A 22,537-nucleotide genomic window follows, 5' to 3' on the forward strand; every position below is an offset into this window, starting at 1 on the left:
CGACCTCGGCCTGTGCCCCGCCTTGCCTCCCGGAAGGGGTCGGCGAGGAGCATGGCGCAGACACGCCCGCGAGGTGGCGATCGCCACCGGCGAAAGCGCCCAACGCCACCCTTCGCGTGCGCGAAGTAGCCGCAATCGCAGGCATGCGTCGCGGGCACGCCGATTGCGCAGGTACGCGTCGTGTCCGGCAAGCCGACGTACGCACGCCGCCGTCCCGAGACGACTGCGCTCTACCAGGTTGTGCTCGACAACCTCCGCACGCTGTACGCAGCGGCGGAGGACGGCTTCGCCTCGCCGCTGCCCGGCTTCGTGAGAGACGAGCTCGAAGGTTTCATCGACTGCGGTGTGCTCGCACGAGGTTTTGCGGTGCTCGCTTGCCCGGAGTGTCGCGAGCGAAAAGTCGTGGCGTTTTGCTGCAGGGGGCGCGGATTTTGCCCGTCGTGCGGAGGTCGCCGAATGACGGCCACCGCGGCCGACCTGGTGGAGCACGTCATCCCAAACGTTCCGTTGCGCCAGCTCGTGCTCACGTTGCCGTTCGAGCTGCGCGCGAGGCTCGCCTACGACGGCGAGCTGCTCGGCGGCGTGAGTCGCGCGTTCTTGGACTCCGTGCTCGGCTGGTACCAACGACACATGCGCGCTCGCGGCATCGCCGACGGCAAGAGCGGCGCCGTCACGGTCGTGCAACGCGTTTCGTCGGATTTGCGACTCAATCCCCACCTGCACTCGCTCTGCCTCGATGGCGTCTACGCCGAGAGCGCCGGCGAGCTCGCCTTCCATCCACTGCCGTTCCTCACCAACGACGATGTCGGCGATCTGCTCCAGATCGCCCGCGCGCGCATCCTTGCGCTGCTGCGGCGCAAAGGCGTGCTCGAGGACGACACGGTCACGAGCGACGCCGCTTTGGCCGACCGCGAGCCCGCGCTCGCGGAGCTCGCCGCCGCCTCCGTGGCGGGCACGCTGCCCGCCGGTCCCGCACTGCGCCGTCGAGACCCCATCAAGCTGCGCGGCGGCTCGGAGGCTCGAGCACACCAAGGCGCTATGCGCCGCTGAAGGGGATTCTCTCTCCACGCCGCGACCACGGCCAAGGCCGGCGACGCCACTGGACGAGAGGCCTTGTGCAAGTACATCTTGCGCCCGCCGATTGCGCAGGAGCGCGTCCGGCTCATCGCCGACGACCTCGTCCGCATCGAGCTCAAGAGGCCTTTCAGTGACGGAACCTTCGCGCTCGACCTCGACCCACTGGCGCTCCTGGTCCGACTTGCTACCACGGTGCCGCCCCCCGGCTTCCACACCATCAGGTACGCAGGGGTTCTCGCCGCAGCGAGCAAGTGGCGAGCGCGAGTCGTTCCGCCGCCGCCGCCCACGTCGCATGACGATGACGCCGCCGACTGCGCGAAGGACTGCGCGACGTGCAGCGCGAAGGACAAGCCGCCCACGCATCGCTCGGGGTATCGCCCGTGGCGTGAGCTTCTCATGCGCGCGTTCAAGATCGACGTTGAGCGCTGCGACAAGTGCGGGTCGCGTATGAAGATGCGCGCGCTCGTCATGACCAGCGCTGGCATCGAGCGCTACCTCGCCTGGCTCGGTGAGCCGACCGAGCCGCCGCGCCTCGCGCCCGCTCGCGCTCCGCCCTACTTCAAGAGCGTCGCCGTCCGCAGGAGACTTGGCGAGCCGGCGCAGGCGGAGCTGTTCGACACGCGCTGACGCGCTCCCCAGGGCCGACGTGCGCTTGGCGCTGGGCGCCTTGCCCTCCGGAAACCTCGACCAGGCGAAAGCGGCGCCTCGCGGACCAGAATTCACCCTGTCGGAGACCGGAACCAGGCAGGGTGAACCCGTCGCGCAGGGGAAGGCGTCCCGCTCGCGACTGTCGGGGCGCCGGGGCGCCGCTTGTAATGACTACGGGCGCGAGCCCAATCGGCGGCGGGGGTCGGGGTGCGGGAGGTGATCTCGACCCGAAGCCGTCGAGCGCGTACTCTCGGCTTGGTGGGTTTTGGCAGTTCAAATGCCCTATGCGCTGCGCCGGTTTGCCCTCAACGCCGACGGTGATTGGCTCATCATGGGGTACGACGAGTGGTACCCGTGCGAGTTCCCGGAGATTCTTCAGCACGCGGATTTGACGGCTGTGGTGAAGGAGCTGGAGAGCGTTGCGTTTCGACCCTGAGGCATCCTGCCTCACGCTACGAGGCTCGACCAGGCCAGGGCGTGGGTGGCTTCGATCACGTGTTCGATGACCCCGGCTTGAAGCTCAGAAGGGCCTGATACTCGGCTTCGTCGCTCAGCGTCTTCACGAGGAACTCGACCCATTTCTCGGTGTACAAGAAGTCTTGGTGGGCGGCGTCGGGAACACAGAATTCGAGGTTGCAGCCTGTCGTGGAGAAGCCGCTGGGCCGGACATTGAACTTCTTCCACGCCAGAATGTGATCGTTGATCGTGAACTTCTTCCCGAGGCGCTTGGCTACCGTTCTGGTCGCTCAGGGCGACTTGGACGGAGACGGCAGGAGTTCAAGATCAGCGGATGAAAGACCATGATGATGACGGGGTCGCAAAGACTCAGGATCAAGCGCCTGCTGGAAGTGTTGCGGGTCATCTGGCAAGACCAAGAATGCACCGGATCGGCACGGCGAGAAGCTCAGCCACGCCGAAGCAGCGACCCTGATGTACCGTCTTTCGGAGTACGCGGTGTTTGCGTGTCTGCCGATTCAGGGTCGTTGACGGAGGAAGCAGCTGGACGCAGTCTTGACGAAGGGGGCGAAGGGAGTCGGAGATGAAGAAGATCGGCAGGTGGCGTATTGGAACGTTTGTGCCGCTGGCGTTCGGGGTTGCTCTGCTCGCTCCGGATGGTCTTGCGAACTCGGGGATCACCGTCGAGACCGCCAACGACTACTCGTTTTACTGTGGTGACCACTCGTGCGACATAGCCTGCAATTCGGAGGGTGACGGCTTCTGGAACTCGATGACCGCAGGAGGCACGGGCTGGACAGGCTTGGTGCATTACAAAGACTACAACGTTTGGGACACGGACTTCTACGACCCGAACAAGAGCGGGAACGGGAACGACAACGACACCTACAATTTTGACAAGAGCGGCAACGCGATCTCTCATGCGACGATCAGCCAGTCAGGACCGGTGTCCGACCTGCTCGACCCTGCCCCGAAGCTCGACTGGTATTCTTCGGTGCTGTCCAGGAGCGTCGGCGGAATTGAGGTACCCGATTCGTTCGCCTTTGCGCGATTCAACGCCGATGACGAAGTTGTGTTCGAGTCGGTGTATTGGCCAGCGATTCCGGCAGCCGCTGTGGCCGATGCCGTAGCATTCCAGCAACAACTCGCGAGCCCCACCAACGCTGCTGCATTTCGCGCCAAGCTGCCCCTGAATCTTGCGAGCCAGCCAGGCACGATTGCGATTCGACACACCCGAATGACACACAAAGGCTCGTTTGTGGCGAAGGTCAGCTACGACGTGACAACGCCACGCCCGATGAATCGTGTTCGACACTTCGACGCCAGCGCGACCGAGTTTGAACTTCCGGACACACCGGCCGTTGCACCAGAGACGAGCAAGCCATGAGGACGCAGTTCTTTGCGATGCTGCTCCTAGCCGTGCCCTTACCCGCAGCCTGCGCGTCGAACTCGACGTCAAACTCTGAGACACACAATGGTGTGGTCACAGACGGCGGAGCCGATGAAGGCGACGGGGCGTCTTGCGACGGAGTGTCGGAGAATGTCGTTCCGACCGGAACCTGCTCGACCGGTGCCGGTCCGTGTCCCGTTTACGTTCCAGCTCACTGCACGGACGCCGGCAACCCCGAGAACAGCAAAGACTACTCGTGCTCATGTCCGGCCGGCGCATGGCAGTGCGAGGTAGTTAATACTGGCCTCAGCCTCCCAGTTTGCGAAGGTGGATGACCTTCCGGCGTGAGACGAGGGCCTCAATGGCGTCGAGGAGAAGCTCCGAGAACGTTCTCGGAAGCCTGGTGGTTTCTACCGCGAGGACTCCGAGGCCAAGCTCTCGCAGGTCGATGATCTTCGAGCCCGACTCACGAAGCTCGGGATTGAGCCCAGTGAACTCGTCGGAAAAGACGCCAGCAGTGCCCGCATCGTGAGCAAGGCCAAGACGAAGGTCTTCGACCAGACGGCCTCGGACCGCGACTTGACGGAGGCCATGAGACAGACACCTCGAAACCGCCTGAGCCATCGGGCCAGGACTGGCTACTGGCCAAAGTTCCCTGTCTCACCCGAGCCCTACGCAGACGAGCTGCTCGACATCGTCGAGGAGTACGACTTCTACAACGAGAGGCAGGGGAGCCGTCTTGCAGAAAGACTGGACGCTTGCTTCGAGAAGGTCTTGAAGCGGGTCGGCAAGAACTTGATGAACAGCGTGGCTTTGCACCGGGCGATGCTTCTTGCGTGCCTCATAGCCCAGGAGCGAGCCGACGACTCGTCCGGTGACATCGGGATCGTGTTCTCGGACGCCATCGAACGGTATTCGGCGCTGGACTGGGAGCAGACCGGAATCGACCCGGAGGTGTTCATCAGAGACGCGGTCGAGTTCTCGGTCTGGGAGGATTACGGCCAGGACGAGAAGCTCGAACGTCTCCTCGTGCGCCTTGCACGAAAGCACCTCGAACTCGTCCGTCGGGTGCTTGACGAAACAGAGCACGAGCTAGCCGGGCATCGACTGTTCGAGCATCAGATCGGCAAAGCATTGGGGTTCAAGGCGGCGGTCCTGATCGTCCAGAAGAAGTTCGACGAGTTCGTGCAGCTCGCCACCAAGCTCGGCTCCTCGGAGTGGAGACCCATCGTGACCATGGCCGAGGCCGCGATGAAGGCCAAGAAGCCGGCGGTGGCCCTGGCGGTCTTCGGGGCAGCCAATCAACCGGGCTTTCACCAGGAGTACCTCGCGCAGAAGTGCATCGAGGTCACCGGCAAGACCATGCCAAAGTCCGGCCTGAAGCTCGTCAAGTGATCCCCAAAGAAGCCCTCCGCCTTCGCGACCAGATCTTCACCGAAGCTCATGCCCGAGGCGTTCGGCTCGAAGAACGCTTCCTCCGCCTGGAACGTGGGCTCCCGGTCCTTCGCCTTCGTCTCGGTGGTCGTGCCGTTCGAGGGTGCCACGTTGACCTGCCAGGCAACCCCAACGTTGCAGATTCCGGATACGCCCCCGACGTGATCACCGTCCACGGATCGGCGTGGAGGTCGTCGAAGATGTGGCCACGGAACCGGGAGGGTGGGTTCAGGATCGAGGCTGTCGTCGATCATATCGTTCGGCTCGCCGAGGCCGAGGTGTCCCGGACTGTTCCCGACCTGGTGGTCCCGAACGGCATCCCGGCATCGAGATCTGCCCTGGTCGTCATGCACCTGTCGGCGGTGAAGCTCGGCCTGGTCGAGTCGGGATCGAAGCCCGAGGTGCTCATGGAGAAGATCACGGACGAGAAGATCCGGGAGCGCATCGAAGAACACTTGGGCAGAGGGGGACTCACGGACGGTGATCTTCATCGCCTTGCCGACGCCAATGGGATGTTCTCCAGCAGGTCCACCAAGATCGACTTCGACCCGTTCGAGCTGCATTCGGACCGGTGGGTGCAGGTGCTCCGACTCGGCCGCATCGTGAACAGCAAGGTCGAGCACCAGCGCGTAGGTCGGACAATTGGGGTCGGGAGTGCTTTCGACAGGACTCGATCGGCTTTCGGCGCGACTTGATCGCCCCGGCGCCTCCGCGCTTTGGGTCTGCGAGAGGGGGAGCGCGCCATGAACCGAGCACGGAGGTGAGCAGGGTGGCCATCGGGACTCCTGCCACGGAGGGTAGCAGACACACGTTCGCCTCGCGGGGCACCTCTGCTCCGAGGCCCGCCGTCTACCAGTCGAACATCTCCACTTGTCCGCGCACCGCGCCCCGAAGCTCACCGGGCCCGCGACGGAGCACACGGCTCTTGAAGAACGGAGGCCCTCTGGCCGGCGACAACGGCGGCGGCTCGGTGGGCTGGCCGATGTGCCGCAAGAGCCGCTCGATGCCGACCGCCGAGATGACGAACGCGCGGAGCTTCATGGGCGCGCCGCACTGGGTACACTTTTCGACATCGATCTGGAACGTCCTCCTCAGGAGTTGAGCCCACGGCCAATAGCGAGAGCGATGCGAGGCTGGACGCTTCGGCTGCGGCTCGTCATGGGCGTGCGCGCCCGCCGTGGCATCGCCGTCGGGCGCGGGCGGAACGACGAGCGGCCGCAACTTGTGGGCGGCCGCAAGAACCCCCGCGTACCTCAGCGTATGAAATTTCGGAGGGGGCACCGCTGCGGCCAGGCGACACAGCAGCGACAGTGGATCGAGATCGATGGCGACGGTGCCGTCCCGGAACGGCCTACGAAGGCAGATGCGACGCGCTTCGTGATCCCCGGCGGGGGAAGCGAGACCGTCGGGCAACAGCTCGAGTCTCTCCTGGGCGATGGGCGGTCGGAGCACGTAGCGCACCAGCGCCTCGCGTCCTGCCGCATCGTGCCCGCTCGCAGTGGTGGCAGCGTGGAGCGAGAACCCGCTGTCGGTGACGGAGAGCGAGCCCACGACCTCGACACCCGGTGACGTGCGCAGTGCGACGGGCTCGCGGCGGCGGAGCTCCGGGCCGGCAGGTGCAAGCCCACTGACCGCCGCGGCAGCGAGCTGAGCCAGGGCGGGTTCGCGCTCGGCGAGCGTGTCTTCGAGCACCGTGAGCCCGCATGCGCTCTCGATGACTCGGGCCCTGACGAGGTAGCTCAAGATGCGGACGCGGAGCACCTGCATCAGGTCGGCGACGTCGCTGGTCTCGAGGCACGGCAGCTCATGAAAGGTCAGCTCGCCCGCGCTGCTCACCGCGAACACACCGTCGAGGGCGATGGTGTGCATGTGTGGATTCAACCGAAGGTCCGAAGAAACTCGTTGTATCGCGGTGACTGCGCCGCTCGTGCCGCGCAGAGTCCCGGTCTGTGCGAGCTTGCGGCGGTAGAAGCCGAGCACCGTATCCACGAAAATGCGTGTCACTTTGCCGAGCAGCTTGCTGTCGTAGGCGAGCCGATAGCGAAGCTCGAACGGCAGCGTGAGCACGAACTGCCGCAGTGGCACGCGCGGCGGCAGCACGTGGTCGACCAAGTTCGCGGTGTGCTCCGCCATGCGTCGGCCCAGGCATGACGGGCAGAAACCACGCCCGTGGCACGAAAATGCGACTAGCTTCCGCTCGCTGCAGTCAGCGTTGGTGTAGGCGAGCAGCGCGAAGCCTCGACACAAGAGTCCGCAGGCGAGATAGCCCTCGAGCTCGGCGCGAACGAAACGCGGAAGCGACGTGGCGAACCCCAGCTCTGCTGCGGCGTACAGGCTGCGCAAATTCTCGCGCACGACCTGGTGCAAGCTGCCCGCCTCGGGTCGACGGCGCTCGTAGACGTACTCGCTCGGCGCCAGCATGCTGGCGCGCACAGCACGTCGCGTTCCGTGCATGCGTCCGAGTCATCTTGGGGACTTGCCGCGATGCCGATTGGCGATCGCCGCCACTTCGCCGCCGTTTTCGCCACCCCTGCCCCCGGACCGGCCAGGGCCACGCGTGGGCACCGGGAGCTGGCAAGACGGCGAGGCACATCTCGCCGCTTTCATCGAAGTGACGGCGTTGCCAGCTCGGACCGACGCGTCCCCTCCAGCCGCGTGAGCGCGAGCAGCGCCACGACGCCAGGGGTCTTGGCGAGACGCCCCTGCTCGCGCTCACCGGCTAAGGAGGGGACCGCGGAGCGAAGCGACGCGAGGGGAGGCAGGACAACACATGCCCTTCGCCCTGCACGCCGCCTACTGGCACGATCGCTTCGGCGAACCCAAGAGCGGCGGCTGCGTGAACCTCTCCCCGCGCGACGCAAAGTGGCTGTTCGAGTGGACGGAGCCGAGCGTGCCCGCGGCGTGGCACGGCGTGCGCTCTGGGGATGCGCGGGGGATGGGGACGTTGGTCAGAGTGCGGTGAGATCGCCAAGGCGAGATTTCTTGGGAGAAGGTGGTACGCAGGCCGGTGGCGCACCGCTGAGCTCGGAACCGTGACCGCGATCGCGCCGGATGACCCGCTACCGCTCGTGGCGCTGCGAAAACCCGCGGCGCTCGGCGGCGCTCGACGCGCGAGCGAAGTCCGGCGAGGGAACGACCGCCTGGCGTACGCGGTCCGACTGGTCACGGATGACGCCGTTCAGCAGGAGCTCGTTCAAGTGCTCGTCGATGCCGACACGGCGGAGCCTGCTGCGGTGATTCCGCTGTCTTCCGGCGGCAATGTCGCTTCCGTGAAGCTCGTGCCGAAAGTCATCAAGGTCGGACAGTCGGTGATCACGAATGAGCTCGTTTCGTTTCTACTCTGCAGCTTGTACGCAGGTCGGGGGCTCGACTCCGATTCGGTGCTGCGGCGGTTTTCAACCACGTATTACGCCTCGCAGCCCGATCCGTTCGCGCTGGTGTCGTGTAACGAATCGCCACTCGAGCGCATGGTGAACGCGAAGGACATCGTGACATTCCGGGAAAATGCGCTCGTGTTCCCGTTCGAAGAGGCGAATCTGTTCCGAGACGACGATGACGTTTGGACTGGACCGGATCCCCTGCTCCCACACGCCGTGAACGACCAATACTGGGGTGAACGGGCGCTGCGCTTCCTGAAGAAGAGCGGCTACACTTTGCGTGAGGGCTCGGGCCAACCGGTCCGGTTCGTAGCCTGGCAGAAGGGCATTACCGAGCAGGCGAGGTTCACGAAGTTGAGTACACCGCTGGGCGACGAGAACGGCATCATCGCAGTCGGTGTCGGCGGACCGCACTTCAAGACCAGCGCGGATCCGATGGTGCTCGCCCACGAGCTCGCGCACTCGGTGTATTTCGACGTGCTTCCGGAGGCCGCCGACCAGACCGAGGAGAAGGCCATCTCGGAGGGCATCCCGGACTGCTTCGCGATGGCAGCGATGAACGACATGCAACAGGAATGGGAGAACGACCCGATCAACAATCCCCCTCACCTCGGCTATACCGACCCAGCGCTGGCCGACTACGCGCCGTTCAGCTTCTGGGCGGGCAGCTACGTGGACGACGCGCACCTGGCGACGCCCGGCTACCCGAACCTCTGGAATCCGAAGAAGAGCTGGCCGCTCCAGTGGCCGACACCGCTGTTCCGGTTCACACACTGGTCCGGTCTGCGTTCCTTGAAAACGGACTACGAGGAGGACAGCACACTCGTCGGCGGCCCCTGCCGCATGCTCGTCACGGGTGGCCCGTCAGTGGTAGCGGCGGGGCCGAGGGCAATCACCGCGGGGGGAAACACCGCAGACGCATTGGCGTTCAGCAGCCAAGGCGTCGATCGACAGGAGGGGTTCAAACGCCTGACGAGGCTGATGCTATTTACCTTGATTGAAGCAAAGAATCACCCAACCTCCTTCAACGATTTCATCGACGTGCTCGCCGCGAACGCGCAGGGGCTGGCCTTGGCCGAGTGGGGTGTTGGCGCTCAGAACTACGAAGAGAAGGTCAAGCGGGCATTCGGAGAGTACGGCTTTGGTCGCGGCCTCGAGAACGAGTCGCTTGGTAACACCGCAGCGAAGGTCAACCTGCTGGGCGTGGCGGCGGCGGCGAACCTGATCGCGGCGGGCAGCAATTTCTCACGCCCCATCGCGGGCAAACTCTGCAGTGGAGACGAGGACTTCTTCCTGGTCAACGAAGAAGCGGGGGTCGGGGATTCGATCCAATTCGGTGCGCTTGCCTCCGGGAATGCAGAACTCGAAGTCCGCTTCTTTCGCCACAAGGCCTGCCCGCTGGCCGAAACTGCACCGAAGACCTGTGCAGCGGGGTATCAGGTGTATCCCCCCGTCGACGCCGACGGCAACAGTCCAGAAACGCCGCCACCCCCGCCGTTCGTGTTCACCGGGTCGAGCGGTGGCGGCTGCCCACCCGGCGCGCCTTGCGGCGGTATCCACCTCAGGGGAAGTTCCGAGACGTATCCGTCTCACCGAGCCACGCGTGTGCGATCCGGGCCGACGGCACCCTTGCGTGCTGGGGCGTGAACACTGACGGCCAGGCGTCGCCTCCGCCGGGCGCCTTCGTGCAGGTCAGCAGCGGACTCAATCACTCCTGCGCACGCAACATTGACAACGTGGTCGCGTGCTGGGGCCTTCGCGATGCTATTGGGGATCTGCACAACCGCGTGGCTCGCTCGGTTCACTGCGGTGAAGAACGACACACCTGCGTCATCCACCTCGATGGACACATCGAGTGCGTCGGCTTGAACGACAAACTCAGCCACCCGCCCACCGGTCGTTTCGTCCAGATGGACATCGGCGCCGATCACGCCTGCGCCGTGCGCACGGACGGCACGGTCGCATGCTGGGGAGAGAACTACTACGGCCAAGCGACGCCGCCTGCGAGGTAACGGCGCGCGGTAAGGTTCTCGGTTCACGAGCCGGCGGCCAAACGCCCGGGCAGCCGCCGCCCCGCGGATCGAGCCACCGAAGCAAGCACACGCGTCTCCCCCCGCCGCGTGCGCGCGGGCATCGGCAAGGCGCTCGCAAGTCTTGGCACGACGCCTCCGCCCGCGCGCACCGGCGTTGGGGGAGACCGCCGAGCGCAGCGAGGCGAGTGGGGGCAACACCTCACATGCCCTTCGCCCTGCACGCCGCCTACTGGCACGATCGCTTCGGCGCTCGAGGACGGCCAGAGCGGTGGGACCTTGGTCTGCGACACGAATCCCGACGAGGCGGACGATGCCAGCGTGAGGCCGCCGCAGAGCGACTGCGAGCTCCCCGAAGTCCTTGTCCAACGTCACGAGCACCCGTCCCTCGCGGTGCGCCAGCGCGACGATGGCATCGTCCCCGGGATCCACTTCCCACTCTCCCGTCCAGACAACGTCGTGTCCGTGCCCGCGAAGCACCTCCGCAGCCTCCCCGACACGCAGGTGTCGAGCAGGACCTTCACGTCCCGGTCTTCAGGTCGAAGCTCTCGATGCGCTCGTGCGCGACCACGCGGCGCGCGTAGACAAGGCAAGCTCGAACGTCCTCGCGCTCCAGCCACGGATAGCCGTCCAAGATGGTCTCCACGGAGTCCCCTACCGCCAGCATGTCGAGGACGTGCTCGACGGCCAAGCGTCGCCCGCGAATGATGGGCTTGCCGCCGAAGATCTCGGGGTTCACGGTGATTCGCTCGAGGAGCTTGTGCTCATCCGTCATGAGGGGCTGCGCAAAGCGTACACTCGGAGACTTGTTCTGTCACGTTGAGGGGCGCCCACAGGGCGGATGACTTCGAGACGTGGGTGGCAGGGGAGCGGCGGGGCCGAGGGCAATCACCGCGGGGGGAAACACCGCGGACGCATTGGCGTTCAGCAGCCAAGGCGTCGATCGACAGGAGGGGTTCAACCCGGTGGACGAACCAGAGAACGAGGACGGAGTAGAGGAGTCCGACCAGGGGAGCGACGCGAAGGACCGCCGCTTCCTTGCGCGCCTGTGAGTCGGCGAAGCGAGAAGAGTTGCTTGGCCTCGCGGAAGAAGACCTCGATGCCCCATCGGCCGGCGTAGGTTTCCAGCAGAGTGACGACGTCCAGAGACGCATCGCTCGAGAAGAAGACCCGACAGAAGAGACGTCCGGTCGAGCATTCGACGATGACGCTCCGAAGCAGGCGAGTCCCCGTCGCGCGGTACCACTGCGCGACGAGCGTCTTGTAGCGGATCGTGGTCAGGCGACCGTAGAGCATGGCCGTCGTGGTCTGCCAGGGCGTTCGACCATCGGCGGCGATCTTCTCCGGCTTGCGGAGCAGTTTACCCCGCTTGCGTCGACGACCGCCTTTGCTCGAGTTCGAGGGTTGCGGCGGTGCTTCGGTGAGGACCGCGTCTGGCCTCATCGCACCGAACAGCACGACCTGCGCCGGCAGACCGCGCGTTACGGTGTCGTTGCAGTAGGCGGAATCGGCGGCGAGCTCGACACGACGCTCGACGACCCAGCCGAGCAGGACATCGAGCATCTCGTGGGCGAGCTCGGTCTTCTTCTTGTAGAGCGCATGCTTTTTCTCGCACTCCTTCAGATTGCGATAGAGACGGAACAGGACGGGTAGCGCCCAGGCCCGCGTCGAGAAGGGGAGACGGACGACGACGGCAAGCACGACCCAGCAATGCCCGAACGTGAAGACGCGGCACAGCTTGGTCGAGCGCACGGGGTCGAGATGGCTGCCGATCCCGAAGACGTGCGGGCCCTTTCTTCGATGCGATCGTGTCATCGATGACGACGCGCAGCGTTCCGCGAACGAGCCGTCGCTGCAAGCAGCTGAAGACATTGAACCCGAGAACGTCTGGGCTCCAAGAGCCGCGCGAGAAGAAGCGATGGAACGCTTCCCAGTGGCAGCGCGCCGAGACGTCCGTCACGACGAGCGCCTCCGTCACAGCGCGAGGTCCGTGCGCCAAGATGCAGCGGTGATCACGCGGCGAGGCTCGCGTATCGGCAAACCGCCCGCGCGACGCGCTTGGCGACACCCGACGGGGTGCACGCCGCGTTGGGGGAGGCCGACGAGCGCAGGCAGCGCGAGTGGGGGCAGCACCAGAGTGGACGGAGCCGAACGTGCCCGCGGTGGCGGCGCCCGTGGCAACGAACCCCGCCCGCGTGCGCGCGGGAATCGGAAGGTCGCTCGCGAGTGGCCGCGCCTCTAGGGCGCGCAGACGCCTTTGCGTATGGTCATGGGTCCGCTGGAGGGCATGCACGTACGTGCGCCGGGGCAGTCCCCCAGCGCGGCAGGATCGCAAAGGATGATTGTTTTGGGGCCCGCGCAGTTTTCCTCGAGTACACACTGGGCGCTCTCGATGCACTGCTCGGGGTTTTGATCGGAACAGGTCGCCGCGAGGCTCGCGCAGCAGAAGGTGCCCGCCTTGCCCTGTGCGACGCAGTCCGACTTGTCATCGCAGCTGGTGCTCTGCGTGTACTTTGCAGGGCAGTTGCCCGAACACTCGGTCGAGAGCACCTGGGAATCGTTGCTCGTGAAGCAGCATTTCTTGAGCTGTGTGGCATCGCAGGCGAGACTCCCGCAGCGAACCACGGCCGCCCCGGCGTCCGCGCCCCCGGCGCCGGCCGCTCCACCCCCGCCGCCCACGGCCTCGTTGGTCGAGCTCGAGCTGCATTGAAGGGCCAGGAGGGCGAAGAAAAGGTGCGGCGCGCGTCCTGCTTGGCTCGGGAACGAGGTCATGGGCTCGGGTGCTCCTGTTGAGGATGTTAGATCCGCGTCGCAAAAAGCGCCACGCGGCGCGGCAGGAGCTTCGGCTTGCCGTAGGGCTCCCAAAGCGAGGGGTGCTGCCTCGGCGCCCAAAAGTCGCCAGGCGCGCTTGCGTTTGTGTCGCCGAACGCGCGAGCAGCTCCGCTGTTGACGCTACCCGCTCGGGTCAGCAGCCCGCGCCGGGGCGCTTGCAGAGCTTGACGGTGTAGCCGTTGCAGCTGATCTGCTGCACCGCCTCCGCGCAGCCCAGGATCGCGCAGTTGTTCTCCCCCTTGTGGCACTCGAGCCGGCAGCTGCTGCCATCGTCGCAGTTCATGCTGCAGTCGGCAGTCAGACACTTCAAGTCACAGCTCGCACCATCGCAGTCGAGGGAGCAGGGCTTGCCTGAGCAGGTCATGCTGCACGGCGCCTTGGCGCCGCACTTGGTCTCGCAGTTGGCCTCGGTCCCGCAGTCGAGGTCGCACAGCGAGTCGCACTGGAACGCGCAGGCGCAGCCCGGCTCGCACGCACAGCTGCCGCTGCACGGGATGTTGCACAGACTACCCCCGCACTGCCCACACTGAGCAGCGCCCGCGCTCCCGCCAGCCCCTCCTGCCCCGCCGGCTCCCCCGGCTCCGGCCACGCCCGCACTACCCCCCAAGCTGCTGCCGCCGCTGCCGCCCGTGCTGCTGCCGCCGCTACCCCCAGGGCCGGTGCCGCCCCCGCCTCCGCTAGCGGGGTTGGTCGACGACGAAGAGCACGCGCCCGCCAGGAACGCGACCAGCACGATCACGATGCGACTCATGCCCCCGAGGGTAATCCATCTCGCGGCGACGGGCTCCCAAGCCGGAGAGCTTCGGGATGATTGGCGTAAAACTCCGCCTTGATCTCCCCCGCGGCCACCGACGAGCGTGCGCGAGATCGTGGTCTACGCCGAACCGGGACCCCACGATGCGCTCGTGGTGGGAACGGGCGACCACCTCGCACGGCTCTGGGGTGCCAAGCTGACATTGACACGCTCCGTGGCGGACGACGCACCCATGACCGAGCTGCAAGCCGAGCGCGACTACCTGGAGCAGCTGCGGCGCCTGTGCCAGGTTCCTGCCCGGCACAACCACGCCTTCATGCACCCCGGGTGGAGGTTACGCACATCAGCGAATCAGGGCGCCAAACTCACCGCGCCCAGGGTACGCGCCGGGCGGGTTCGGTGCGAGACCACCGTCCGCGCCTCCCCTGGGCGAGGACAATCATGCGTACGCGGCGGGCTCGGTCGCGTGTATCATCACCGCCGTGAGCGAGATCGCCGCGGGCAGCGCAGTCGCCCACTTTCGCGTGCTGTCAGAGCTTGGTCGGGGCGGCATGGGTGTCGTCTACGAGGCCCGGGACGAGAAGCTCGGTCGGACCGTGGCGCTGAAGGTCCTGCCCGCCGCTCTCGCGGCGGATCGCGTGCGCAGCGACCGCTTCTTGCGCGAGGCGCGCGCGGCAGCGCAGATCACCCATGCGGCCATCGCTACGGTCTTCGAAATCGGGGAGAGCGATGGCGTGCTCTACATCGCCATGGAGCGCGTCTCGGGCATGACTCTGCGCGACCGGCTCGAGCGCGCGAGCATCAGCGCGCTCGAAGCGCTGCGCATTGCCCGCGAGATAGCCGGTGCACTGGGCAAGGCCCACGCGGCCGGAATCGTGCACCGGGACTTGAAGCCGGAGAACGTGATGGTGACCGAGGACGCCAGCGTCAAAATCCTGGATTTTGGCATCGCCAAAGCGCTGGACGACGACAACACGCCGGCTGGACAAACGGCGTGGACGACCCGCGAAGGGATGCTCCTGGGGACGCCGGGGTACATGTCGCCCGAGCAAGCTTCCGGCAAGAAGTGTGATCAGCGCGCCGACGTGTTCGCGTTCGGAGTGGTCCTCTACGAGCTGCTTGCGCGCCGCCCTCCGTTCACGGGAAATACTCCGCTCGAGCGCGTCGCATCGGTGCTGCGGGACGCCCCCGCGCCGATGCCGGACGCGAAGGACCTGCCCGAGAGCGTCGCGGCTCTCGTGGCTCGCTGCCTGGCAAAGAATCCCGATGATCGGCCGCTGAACGGCGCGGAGCTCGTGCGCTTGGTCGATGCCGCGTTGCCCGACGTCAGGGTCGTCCTCCGCGCCGAGAGATCGGAGGTCGATCCTCTGGCGCACACGCTGGCAACGCCCGTCGGCGCCATGGATTTGGGAGCGGTGACGGCGGCGCCTGCTACGACCACCGCAACGCCGGAGGTCGCAGAGGCGAAAGCCGGCGCGTCAGTCCGAGCAGTGAAGTGGGGTGCGGCTCTGCTCGCCGTTGCCGTCGTCGGGGGCGCCGTCGTGGTGGTGCGCGGGCTCAGAGAGGACCGAAAGCACGACCGCACTGAGCGACGTGAGCTGCGCGCGTCCGCGAGTGCGCCGGAGACCCCCGAAGCGCCGCTCGCCGAGCCGCCGGCCACGCTGCCGCCGCTCTGGCCCTGCGATTCCGCGAAAGACGTTCCCAAGAGACACGCGTGCTCGGCCGACGCGGTAGCGTGGTGCGATCCCGATGCACGACGCATCGCGTGTTGCGCCAAGGGGCTGGTGCCGACTGACAGCCAGGGAGCTTGTGGGTGCCCTCCGGGTGGGGTCACCGCCGACAGCCCCATGGCCCAGAACTGTGCGGTCGCTGATGCTCGAGTCGGCATTCCGCCCGAGACCATTCAGGCCGAGGTGCGCGGGAAGTTCGATCGGTTTCGAGCCTGCTTCCAGCAGGCGTTGGGGAAAAACGCGAAGCTCGCCGGCAAGGTCTCGTTTGCCGTGCGCGTCAGCCCCGACGGGCGCGTCTATTCGGCGCGCATCCAGGAATCGTCGCTGCCAAGCGCGGAAGCGCAGGCGTGTTCGATCGGCATCTGGAAAGGCTTCCGGTTCCAGAACCCCGTCGGCGGCCGCGGGGTGGACTTCGTGTACCCGATCGTCTTCAGCCCAGACTGAGCATCGAACGTCATCCGGCACTTGTCGGTCAGGCTTGCGCCGGGCGACGCTCGAGCGCGACGACGCTCGACGCAAGCCCGCTCGTGCCCGTCGAGCCGTCTCAACCCGCCGAGTAACCCATCACGGCCTTGGTCTCGAGAAACTCCTCGAGCCCCTGCGCACCCCACTCGCGGCCGTTGCCCGACTGTCGGTAGCCGCCGAACGGGGCGGCGAAATCGACGGACGCACCGTTGAGGTGGACCATGCCCGTACGCAGGCGCGCTGCGATGCGACGCGCGTGCTCGACGCTGCCGCCGGAGACGTAGCCGGACAAACCGTAGGGTGTGTCGTTGGCGATCCGGACGGCTTCATCCTCGGTCTCGTACGGAATCATCACCAGCACCGGCCCGAAGATCTCTTCGCGGGCGATGGTCATCGCGTTGTTGACGTTCGCGAAGATTGTCGGGCGAACATAGTAGCCCTTGTCGAGCCCCTTGGGCCTGCCGGCGCCGCCGGTGACCACGGTCGCGCCGTCTTCGACGCCCCTGGAGATGAGCTTCAACACCTTGTCGTACTGGTTCTTGTTGGCCAGCGGCCCCATCGTCGTCGCCTCCGATTTCGGATCACCCACGACGATCTTCTCGGCGGCAGCCTTGGCGATCTGCACGGCTTCTGCGTAGTGAGCCGCGGGCACGAGCATGCGCGAGGGCGCGTTGCAGGACTGGCCGCTGTTCATCATCATCTGAATGACGCCGCCGGTCACAGCCTTGGTGAGGTCTACCCCCTCGAGGATGATGTTGGCGGATTTTCCGCCGAGTTCCTGCGCCACGCGCTTGACGCTGTCGGCGGCGAGCTTGGCCACCTGGACGCCGGCGCGCGTCGAACCGGTGAACGACACCACGTCGATGCCCGGGTGCCGCGCCATGGCTTCCCCAACGGTTGGGCCGTCGCCGTGCACCAGGTTGAAGACACCCTTGGGCACACCGGCCGCGTGCATCACCTCCGCGAGCACGGTGGCGCTGACGGGGGCGATCTCGCTCGGCTTGAGCACCATCGTGCAGCCCGCGGCGAGCGCGGGGATGACCTTGACGAAGACCTGGTTCATTGGCCAGTTCCACGGCGTGATCATGCCGACGACACCAGCCGGCTCCTTCAGTAGGCGGGTCGTGCCCAGATCCTCCTCGAACGCGAAGCTCTCGAGGATTTTCAGCATGGTCATCGTGCGCGAGCCCCGCGGCCGCCTGAGCCTGTTGGCACAGCTTCATCGGTGCGCCCATCTCGTCCGAGATGGCAGTGCAGACGTCGCCGAAGCGCGCCTGGTAGGCGGTGAGGATGGAACCGATGAGCGCGATCCGTTCCTCGCGGCTGGTCTGAGAGTACGTCTCGAACGCGCGGCGCGCGGCAGCGACCGCCGCATCCACGTCCTCGGCCGAGCCGAGCGCGACCTTGCCGATCACCTCTTCGGTCGCCGGATTGATGATGTCTTGCTCGCGCTTCGAGAGCGGCTCTACCCACGCGCCGTCGATGTAGAATTTCTTCAGGTCGTACATTGGAACCCCCGGGGAAGAACGAGGCCGCATGGCCTCGTTGGTCGAGTGACCGTGAGTAACCTCGATCCGCGTCGGGCGGGTAGGTCTAAAGCGCCGTGTCGTCCGCCCGCCGCCACGGGTCACGCCTCAGCCCGAACCTCGGGGTAGACGATCGGCAGCGGAGCCGCGACGCTCGGGATTCGCCGACGGCACGACCGCTGATACGCTAGGCCCATGCGTCGTTGCCTCGCCCAGCTCTCGGTCGTCGTCGTGAGCATCCCGTTGGCGATGGCCTGTGGCAGTGACTCGGGCAACGGAGGCGTGGCGGGCGGTGGGGGCTCGGCCACCGGCGGTGTGAGCAGTGGCGGCGCTGGGGGTTCGACGAGCGGGGGTTCGACGAGCGATGGCGGCGCCGGGGGAGGCGTAGCCGGCAGCGGGGGAGCCGGTGCGGGCGGCGTTGGCGACTCGGGAGCCCCCGACGCGTCGGACGCAGGCGCGTCCGATCCGTGTCCAACCCTCACCATCCCGACGACCTGCTTCGGCCGTGAGGTGATGTATCGCGAGTGGAGCGCGACCGCCAAGGGCGACGGCACCTACTTTGCGGACCAGGCACCGTACCGTCTGGGCTTCAGTCGAGTGAAGGACCGCCTCTGGCTGGTGAAGGTCCAGCTGGAAGAGAACACCTACTTGGCAACACTGTCCGCCTATGGCGACAACTCGGGTGGAGTCGCGTGGATCAGTGACCAGCCGTGCGACGCGACCTTCGCCGAAAAGGAGAAGCTCGCGAGCTGGGGCGCGCACGGCGGTGGGACGCTCGACTTCGTCGTTGCGAAGGACGAGGCGAGCGCCCAGAAGCTGAAGACCGATCCCGCGTATGCTTCGTACGCCAAGACGCCCCAACTGCGAGGGGGACACTGCTACTACCTGGCGTTCGAGAACACTGCCGGGTTTCCGGCGGCGCTACCGGACGTAACGTACATCTCGACGGCCGCGGATGACTGCGGCGAAAGCGGCAACGGGACTTGTTACTACCTGGCGATGGACTTCTCTCACCGGCTGCACGACATCACCAGCGGGCAGCTCGCCTCGGGAAAAGTGATTCCGGGACTGACCCAGTGACGCGCAGCTCGGGCGCCTCGATTCGCGGCGCATGATGCCCGTCACAGCAGCCGCGACGTGGTGGCTCGACGCGGGCGCCGAGGGACAATCGAGGCGATTTGAACCGGTCTCAACCGCCGCCGAAGTCGTCCACGATGCCGGCACCGCTCGGCGCCGACCAGCCGATGCCGATGTAACCGGGCTTGGCGTAGTGCTGCCAGCTCGTGATGCTGGTGCTCAGCTTGATCGCGCCGTTCACATACACCTCGACGCCGCCGTTGGCGCGGGCCCTGCCGCCGAACACGTCCCCTGCCTTGAGCGTCATCGCGAACGTGCCGTGCCCCACCCAGTTGTTGACGCCGGTACACGTGTAGACGCCGATCTCATGATTCGGAGGCTCGTACAGGACCTCGATGGTGTTGCAACCGTCGGCGACCGACTGCCGCTTCATGCTCAGGTATAGCTCCTTGGCCGTGAGGTCGAGCTGCGTCACCGTCAGATACGCTTCTTGATCGGCGCAGCGCGGGTCGTACCAGATCAGCGTGATGTCGCCGTTTTGAGCGGAGTTGCGCAGCGCGTTCGACTCGATCGAGAAGGCACCGACGTCCAACAACCATTTCGACGGGTTCGGTGGCCCGTTCGCGAGGTTGAAGTTGTCGAGCACGGGAGTCGCGGGAAACGCCGCTCCCAACGTCGGACATCCTGGGGTGCCACCGCTCCCGCCCGTGCTGCCGCCTGTGCCGCCACCACTTCCGCCCGCGCCACCGGTCGCGCCACCACTGCCACCGGTCGCGCCACCACTGCCACCGGTCGCTCCCCCAGTGCCACCGGTCGCTCCCCCAGTGCCACCGGTCGCTCCCCCAGTGCCGCCCGCTCCGCCGACGCCACCCGCGCCGCCCGTGTTGCCGCCCGCTCCGCCGGCGCCACCCGCGTTTCCTCCGCCACCACTGGTGTTGCCACCCGCGCCCCCCGTGCCTCCGCCAGTGCCTCCCGCGCCAACACCCGCTGCGCCGCCTGCTGCGCTGACGCCCCCCGAACCTCCGCCGGACGCTCCGCCCGTCGCCGCTCCGCCCGTTCCGTTCTCGTAGTCCTTGTCCACTCCGAGCAGCGTCGTGCAGCCCGTCGAGACCCAGAGCACCAAGAGCAGTCGAGCGCGCACCAAGGCAATACTCTTTACGACTCTTGCGCAATTCGCAAGCCGGCGCTGGGTGCGAGTCCATCCGACATGGACGTTGCTGGTAACCCTGATACCTTGCCAGATGGTGTTCTCGTTTCGGTCAGGGCTCCTCGGTACCGCCGGACTCGCCTGCGTGCTCGCGGCGAGTTCGCCGTGCGCTGCCCAAGACGCCGCCGCGGCAGAGGCGCTGTTCAAGAAGGGGCTCGCAGAGCTCGAAGCGGGCCGGCTCGACAGCGCGTGTCCCGCGTTCGCCGAGAGCCTCCGCCTCGATCCACGCCCCGGCTCCCTCTTCACGCTCGCGGAGTGTGAGGCCAAGGCAGGCCTGGTTGCCTCCGCAGCAGTCCACTACGGCGACTACCTGGGCCGTTTCTCACGCATGACTGCGGCCGAACAAAGCAAACAAAGGGGGCGCGACGAGATTTCCAAGACAGCCCTCGCCAAGCTCCAGCCGCGCGTGCCGAAGTTGACGATTCGCATACCCGCGGATGCCCCAGCCGATGCGACCGTGCTCCGCAACGGGAGCGCGCTGGGTCGCGCCGCGTTGGGAGTGCCGCTGCCGGTGGATCCGGGTGAGCAGACGCTGGTGCTGCGGATGCGCGATGGGCGCGAGACCCGTCGCACCGTGAATGTGAAGGAGAGCACCACCGAAGAAGTGCAGCTCGAGCTTCCCGACGCTCCATCCGCCTCCACACCGGTCGCGACCCCTGGCCCGTCGCCCACCGCGGACTCCCCGACGCTGAAGAAATCCGGCGGGCACACGCTCGCCTACGTGGTGGGTGGCGTTGGCCTCGCGGGCCTCGCAGTGGGTGGCATCACTGGGGCCATGGTCTTGGGGAAGAAATCGACCATCGAAGATCACTGCGTCGATACCCAATGCGACGCGACCGGCAAGGACGCAGCGGACTCGGCTCAGACGCTCGGGCTCGTGAGCACGATCGGTTTTGGTGTTGGAGTCGTCGGGCTCGGGCTCTCCACGGTGCTTCTGCTCAGCGGCGGCACGGCGGAGACACCCCAGCGCGCCCGGCGAACCCTACCGGTGCTGGTCGCCTCCGAGCATGGCGCATGGCTCGGGCTGCGAGGGTCGTTGTGACGGAGTTGACCACAGGCAGCGAACCACTCTTGCTCGGCCGTTATGCGCTCTACGACGAGCTTGCGTCGGGTGGCATGGCGACGGTCCACCTCGGTCGCCTCCTGGGGCCCGTCGGCTTCGCGCGAACCGTGGCGATCAAGCGGCTGCACCCGCAGCACGCCAAAGATCCCGAGTTCGTCGCGATGTTCCTCGACGAGGCGCGCCTGGCCGCCCGCATCCGCCACCCGAACGTGGTCGCGACCCTCGACGTGGTGGCGACGAACGGCGAGGTGTTCCTGGTCATGGAGTACGTGGCCGGGGAGTCCTTGGCGTCGCTGCTCGGAGCCGTCTCGCGCGCCAAAGAACGCATTCCACTGAGCTTCGCTGTCCACATCGCGTCCGGTGCGTTGCAGGGACTGCACGCGGCGCACGAGGCGACGAACGAGAAGGGGGAGCCACTGCACCTCGTTCACCGGGACGTCTCTCCGCACAACGTATTGGTGGGTACCGACGGAGTCGCCCGGGTGCTCGACTTCGGTGTCGCCAAGGCGGCCGGCAGGCTTCAGACCACGGACGAGGGTCGCATCAAGGGCAAGATCTCGTACATGGCGCCGGAGCAACTCGCCGGACGCGGGGTCAGCGCACGCACGGACATCTTCGCTGCCAGCGTGGTGCTCTGGGAAGCGCTGACCGGACGGCGTTTGTTTCACGGCGCCGACCCGGGTGAGATCGTCGGCAAGGTGCTGAACGGAGACATCGCCCGTCCGAGCACCAAGAATCCGGACATCCCCGAAAAACTGGACGCTCTGGTGATGAAGGGGCTCGCTCGCGATCCCGACCAGCGCTTCGCGACAGCGCTCGAGATGGCGGTGGCGCTGGAGGATGCCGTCGGGCTGGTCTCGGCCCGGGAGGTCGGCACGTGGGTCGGCAACTGCGCCCGCCGGCGCCTCGACGACCGTGCCGCCCGCGTCGCCGAGATCGAGCGCTCGTCGTCGTCCATCGACGTGCAGGACGTGCCCGGCGCGCGGGAAGTCCTGGACCGGTTTGCAGCGCGCGCTCGCGCCGAGTCGATGGAGACCATGCCGGTCTCCGGCACCGGGCGTTCGCAGATCGGCTCCGTCGTCGACCCAAGGGACTCCCTCACGCCGACACGCGGGCGGCGCTTTGCACCGCTCTTCGTCGGAGCGGCGCTCGTGCTCGCAGTCCCCTCGATGCTCTGGTTCGCGACCCGGCGCCCGTCGAGCGCGACGAATCCGACTCAGTCCGCACCCGGGACCGCAGCCGAGGTTCAGCCACCAACCCCATCTGCGGTGGCACCGCCGGCGACGAGCAGCACCGAGCTGGTTGTGCTTGAGCCGCCAGCCGAAGCATCGAGCGAACCCGCGGCGTCGGCGTCCGCGTCCGCCCAACCGGCAAGACCCGCGGTGCCGCCGAAGAAGCCGCCAACCGTGCAGGTGAAACCAGCAACCAAGCGACCGCAGTCCATCTACACGCGGGACTGACGCGCAACGAA

General features: G+C 66.6%; 19 protein-coding genes and 3 pseudogenes. 13 read left to right on the forward strand and 9 right to left on the reverse strand.

Translation table 11 applies throughout. The features are described from left to right. Positions 1-180 precede the first annotated feature (180 nt). From IPI67_30275 to IPI67_30295, 5 genes and pseudogenes are all read left to right on the forward strand, one after another. On the forward strand, positions 181-1,050 hold the full coding sequence (locus IPI67_30275; GenBank protein MBK7584479.1) for a transposase zinc-binding domain-containing protein: 870 nt from the start codon (positions 181-183) through the stop codon (positions 1,048-1,050). Positions 1,051-1,053: 3 nt separating this feature from the next. Continuing rightward, positions 1,054-1,704, forward strand: a pseudogene (locus IPI67_30280) (transposase). 298 nt (positions 1,705-2,002) lie between these two features. After that, positions 2,003-2,161 (forward strand): hypothetical protein, encoded by a 159-nt coding sequence (locus IPI67_30285; GenBank protein ID MBK7584480.1) that lies wholly within the window; start codon positions 2,003-2,005, stop codon positions 2,159-2,161. A gap of 603 nt (positions 2,162-2,764) precedes the next feature. Then, complete coding sequence (locus IPI67_30290; GenBank protein MBK7584481.1) at positions 2,765-3,568, forward strand: hypothetical protein; 804 nt, start codon at positions 2,765-2,767, stop codon at positions 3,566-3,568. A 531-nt stretch (positions 3,569-4,099) separates the two neighbouring features. Beyond that, positions 4,100-4,966 (forward strand): hypothetical protein, encoded by an 867-nt coding sequence (locus IPI67_30295; protein ID MBK7584482.1) that lies wholly within the window; start codon positions 4,100-4,102, stop codon positions 4,964-4,966. Here the strand turns inward: IPI67_30295 and IPI67_30300 are convergent. After that, positions 4,885-5,181: a hypothetical protein gene (locus tag IPI67_30300; GenBank protein MBK7584483.1), complete on the reverse strand. Its 297-nt coding sequence runs from the start codon at positions 5,179-5,181 to the stop codon at positions 4,885-4,887. The genes IPI67_30295 and IPI67_30300 overlap by 82 nt on opposite strands. Between IPI67_30300 and IPI67_30305 the strand changes: the two genes are divergently transcribed. Next, entirely contained in the window at positions 5,167-5,700 is a 534-nt protein-coding gene (locus IPI67_30305) for a hypothetical protein (protein MBK7584484.1), read from the forward strand. The two genes, IPI67_30300 and IPI67_30305, sit on opposite strands and share 15 nt — an antisense overlap. A 154-nt stretch (positions 5,701-5,854) precedes the next feature. Here IPI67_30305 and IPI67_30310 read toward each other — a convergent pair whose 3' ends face one another. Next, positions 5,855-7,459, reverse strand: a complete 1,605-nt coding sequence (locus IPI67_30310) for a transposase (GenBank protein MBK7584485.1) — start codon at positions 7,457-7,459, stop codon at positions 5,855-5,857. Positions 7,460-7,775: 316 nt separating this feature from the next. On the opposite strand from IPI67_30310, the gene IPI67_30315 reads away from it, so the two are divergent. The 3 genes from IPI67_30315 (at position 7,776) to IPI67_30325 (ending at position 10,394) form a co-directional block, all read left to right on the forward strand. Then, on the forward strand, positions 7,776-7,967 hold the full coding sequence (locus tag IPI67_30315; protein ID MBK7584486.1) for a L,D-transpeptidase: 192 nt from the start codon (positions 7,776-7,778) through the stop codon (positions 7,965-7,967). Between the two features lie 70 nt (positions 7,968-8,037). After that, positions 8,038-10,029 carry a hypothetical protein gene (locus tag IPI67_30320; protein MBK7584487.1) on the forward strand — a complete coding sequence of 664 codons (1,992 nt, stop codon included), beginning with the start codon at positions 8,038-8,040 and terminating at the stop codon, positions 10,027-10,029. Continuing rightward, positions 9,927-10,394, forward strand: a complete 468-nt coding sequence (locus IPI67_30325) for a hypothetical protein (GenBank protein ID MBK7584488.1) — start codon at positions 9,927-9,929, stop codon at positions 10,392-10,394. Before IPI67_30320 ends, IPI67_30325 begins: the two co-directional genes overlap by 103 nt. A 312-nt stretch (positions 10,395-10,706) precedes the next feature. Here the strand turns inward: IPI67_30325 and IPI67_30330 are convergent. From IPI67_30330 to IPI67_30350, 5 genes and pseudogenes are all read right to left on the reverse strand, one after another. Further along, a pseudogene (locus tag IPI67_30330) lies at positions 10,707-10,936 on the reverse strand (DUF5615 family PIN-like protein). Beyond that, entirely contained in the window at positions 10,933-11,187 is a 255-nt protein-coding gene (locus IPI67_30335; GenBank protein ID MBK7584489.1) for a DUF433 domain-containing protein, read from the reverse strand. The pseudogene IPI67_30330 and the gene IPI67_30335 overlap by 4 nt, the downstream one beginning before the upstream one ends. 182 nt (positions 11,188-11,369) lie before the next feature. Continuing rightward, on the reverse strand, positions 11,370-12,227 hold the full coding sequence (locus IPI67_30340) for a transposase (GenBank protein MBK7584490.1): 858 nt from the start codon (positions 12,225-12,227) through the stop codon (positions 11,370-11,372). A gap of 423 nt (positions 12,228-12,650) precedes the next feature. Continuing rightward, the gene (locus IPI67_30345; protein MBK7584491.1) at positions 12,651-13,184 is read right to left on the reverse strand and encodes a hypothetical protein; all 534 of its coding nucleotides are present in this window, start codon (positions 13,182-13,184) and stop codon (positions 12,651-12,653) included. Positions 13,185-13,377: 193 nt separating this feature from the next. Beyond that, complete coding sequence (locus tag IPI67_30350; protein ID MBK7584492.1) at positions 13,378-13,995, reverse strand: hypothetical protein; 618 nt, start codon at positions 13,993-13,995, stop codon at positions 13,378-13,380. Positions 13,996-14,480: 485 nt separating this feature from the next. On the opposite strand from IPI67_30350, the gene IPI67_30355 reads away from it, so the two are divergent. Continuing rightward, entirely contained in the window at positions 14,481-16,172 is a 1,692-nt protein-coding gene (locus tag IPI67_30355; protein ID MBK7584493.1) for a serine/threonine protein kinase, read from the forward strand. A gap of 100 nt (positions 16,173-16,272) precedes the next feature. Here IPI67_30355 and IPI67_30360 read toward each other — a convergent pair. Then, positions 16,273-17,701, reverse strand: a pseudogene (locus IPI67_30360) (aldehyde dehydrogenase family protein). Positions 17,702-17,914: 213 nt separating this feature from the next. On the opposite strand from IPI67_30360, the gene IPI67_30365 reads away from it, so the two are divergent. Continuing rightward, entirely contained in the window at positions 17,915-18,799 is an 885-nt protein-coding gene (locus IPI67_30365) for a hypothetical protein (protein ID MBK7584494.1), read from the forward strand. Between the two features lie 109 nt (positions 18,800-18,908). Here the strand turns inward: IPI67_30365 and IPI67_30370 are convergent, their stop codons facing one another. Continuing rightward, the gene (locus IPI67_30370) at positions 18,909-19,937 is read right to left on the reverse strand and encodes a hypothetical protein (protein MBK7584495.1); all 1,029 of its coding nucleotides are present in this window, start codon (positions 19,935-19,937) and stop codon (positions 18,909-18,911) included. Between the two features lie 151 nt (positions 19,938-20,088). On the opposite strand from IPI67_30370, the gene IPI67_30375 reads away from it, so the two are divergent. Both IPI67_30375 and IPI67_30380 read left to right on the forward strand, forming a co-directional pair. Beyond that, positions 20,089-21,045, forward strand: a complete 957-nt coding sequence (locus IPI67_30375) for a hypothetical protein (protein MBK7584496.1) — start codon at positions 20,089-20,091, stop codon at positions 21,043-21,045. Then, complete coding sequence (locus IPI67_30380) at positions 21,042-22,526, forward strand: protein kinase (GenBank protein ID MBK7584497.1); 1,485 nt, start codon at positions 21,042-21,044, stop codon at positions 22,524-22,526. Before IPI67_30375 ends, IPI67_30380 begins: the two co-directional genes overlap by 4 nt. Positions 22,527-22,537: the final 11 nt, after the last annotated feature.

The organism is Myxococcales bacterium (assembly GCA_016706225.1).
GTDB lineage: Bacteria > Myxococcota_A > Polyangia > Polyangiales > Polyangiaceae > JADJKB01.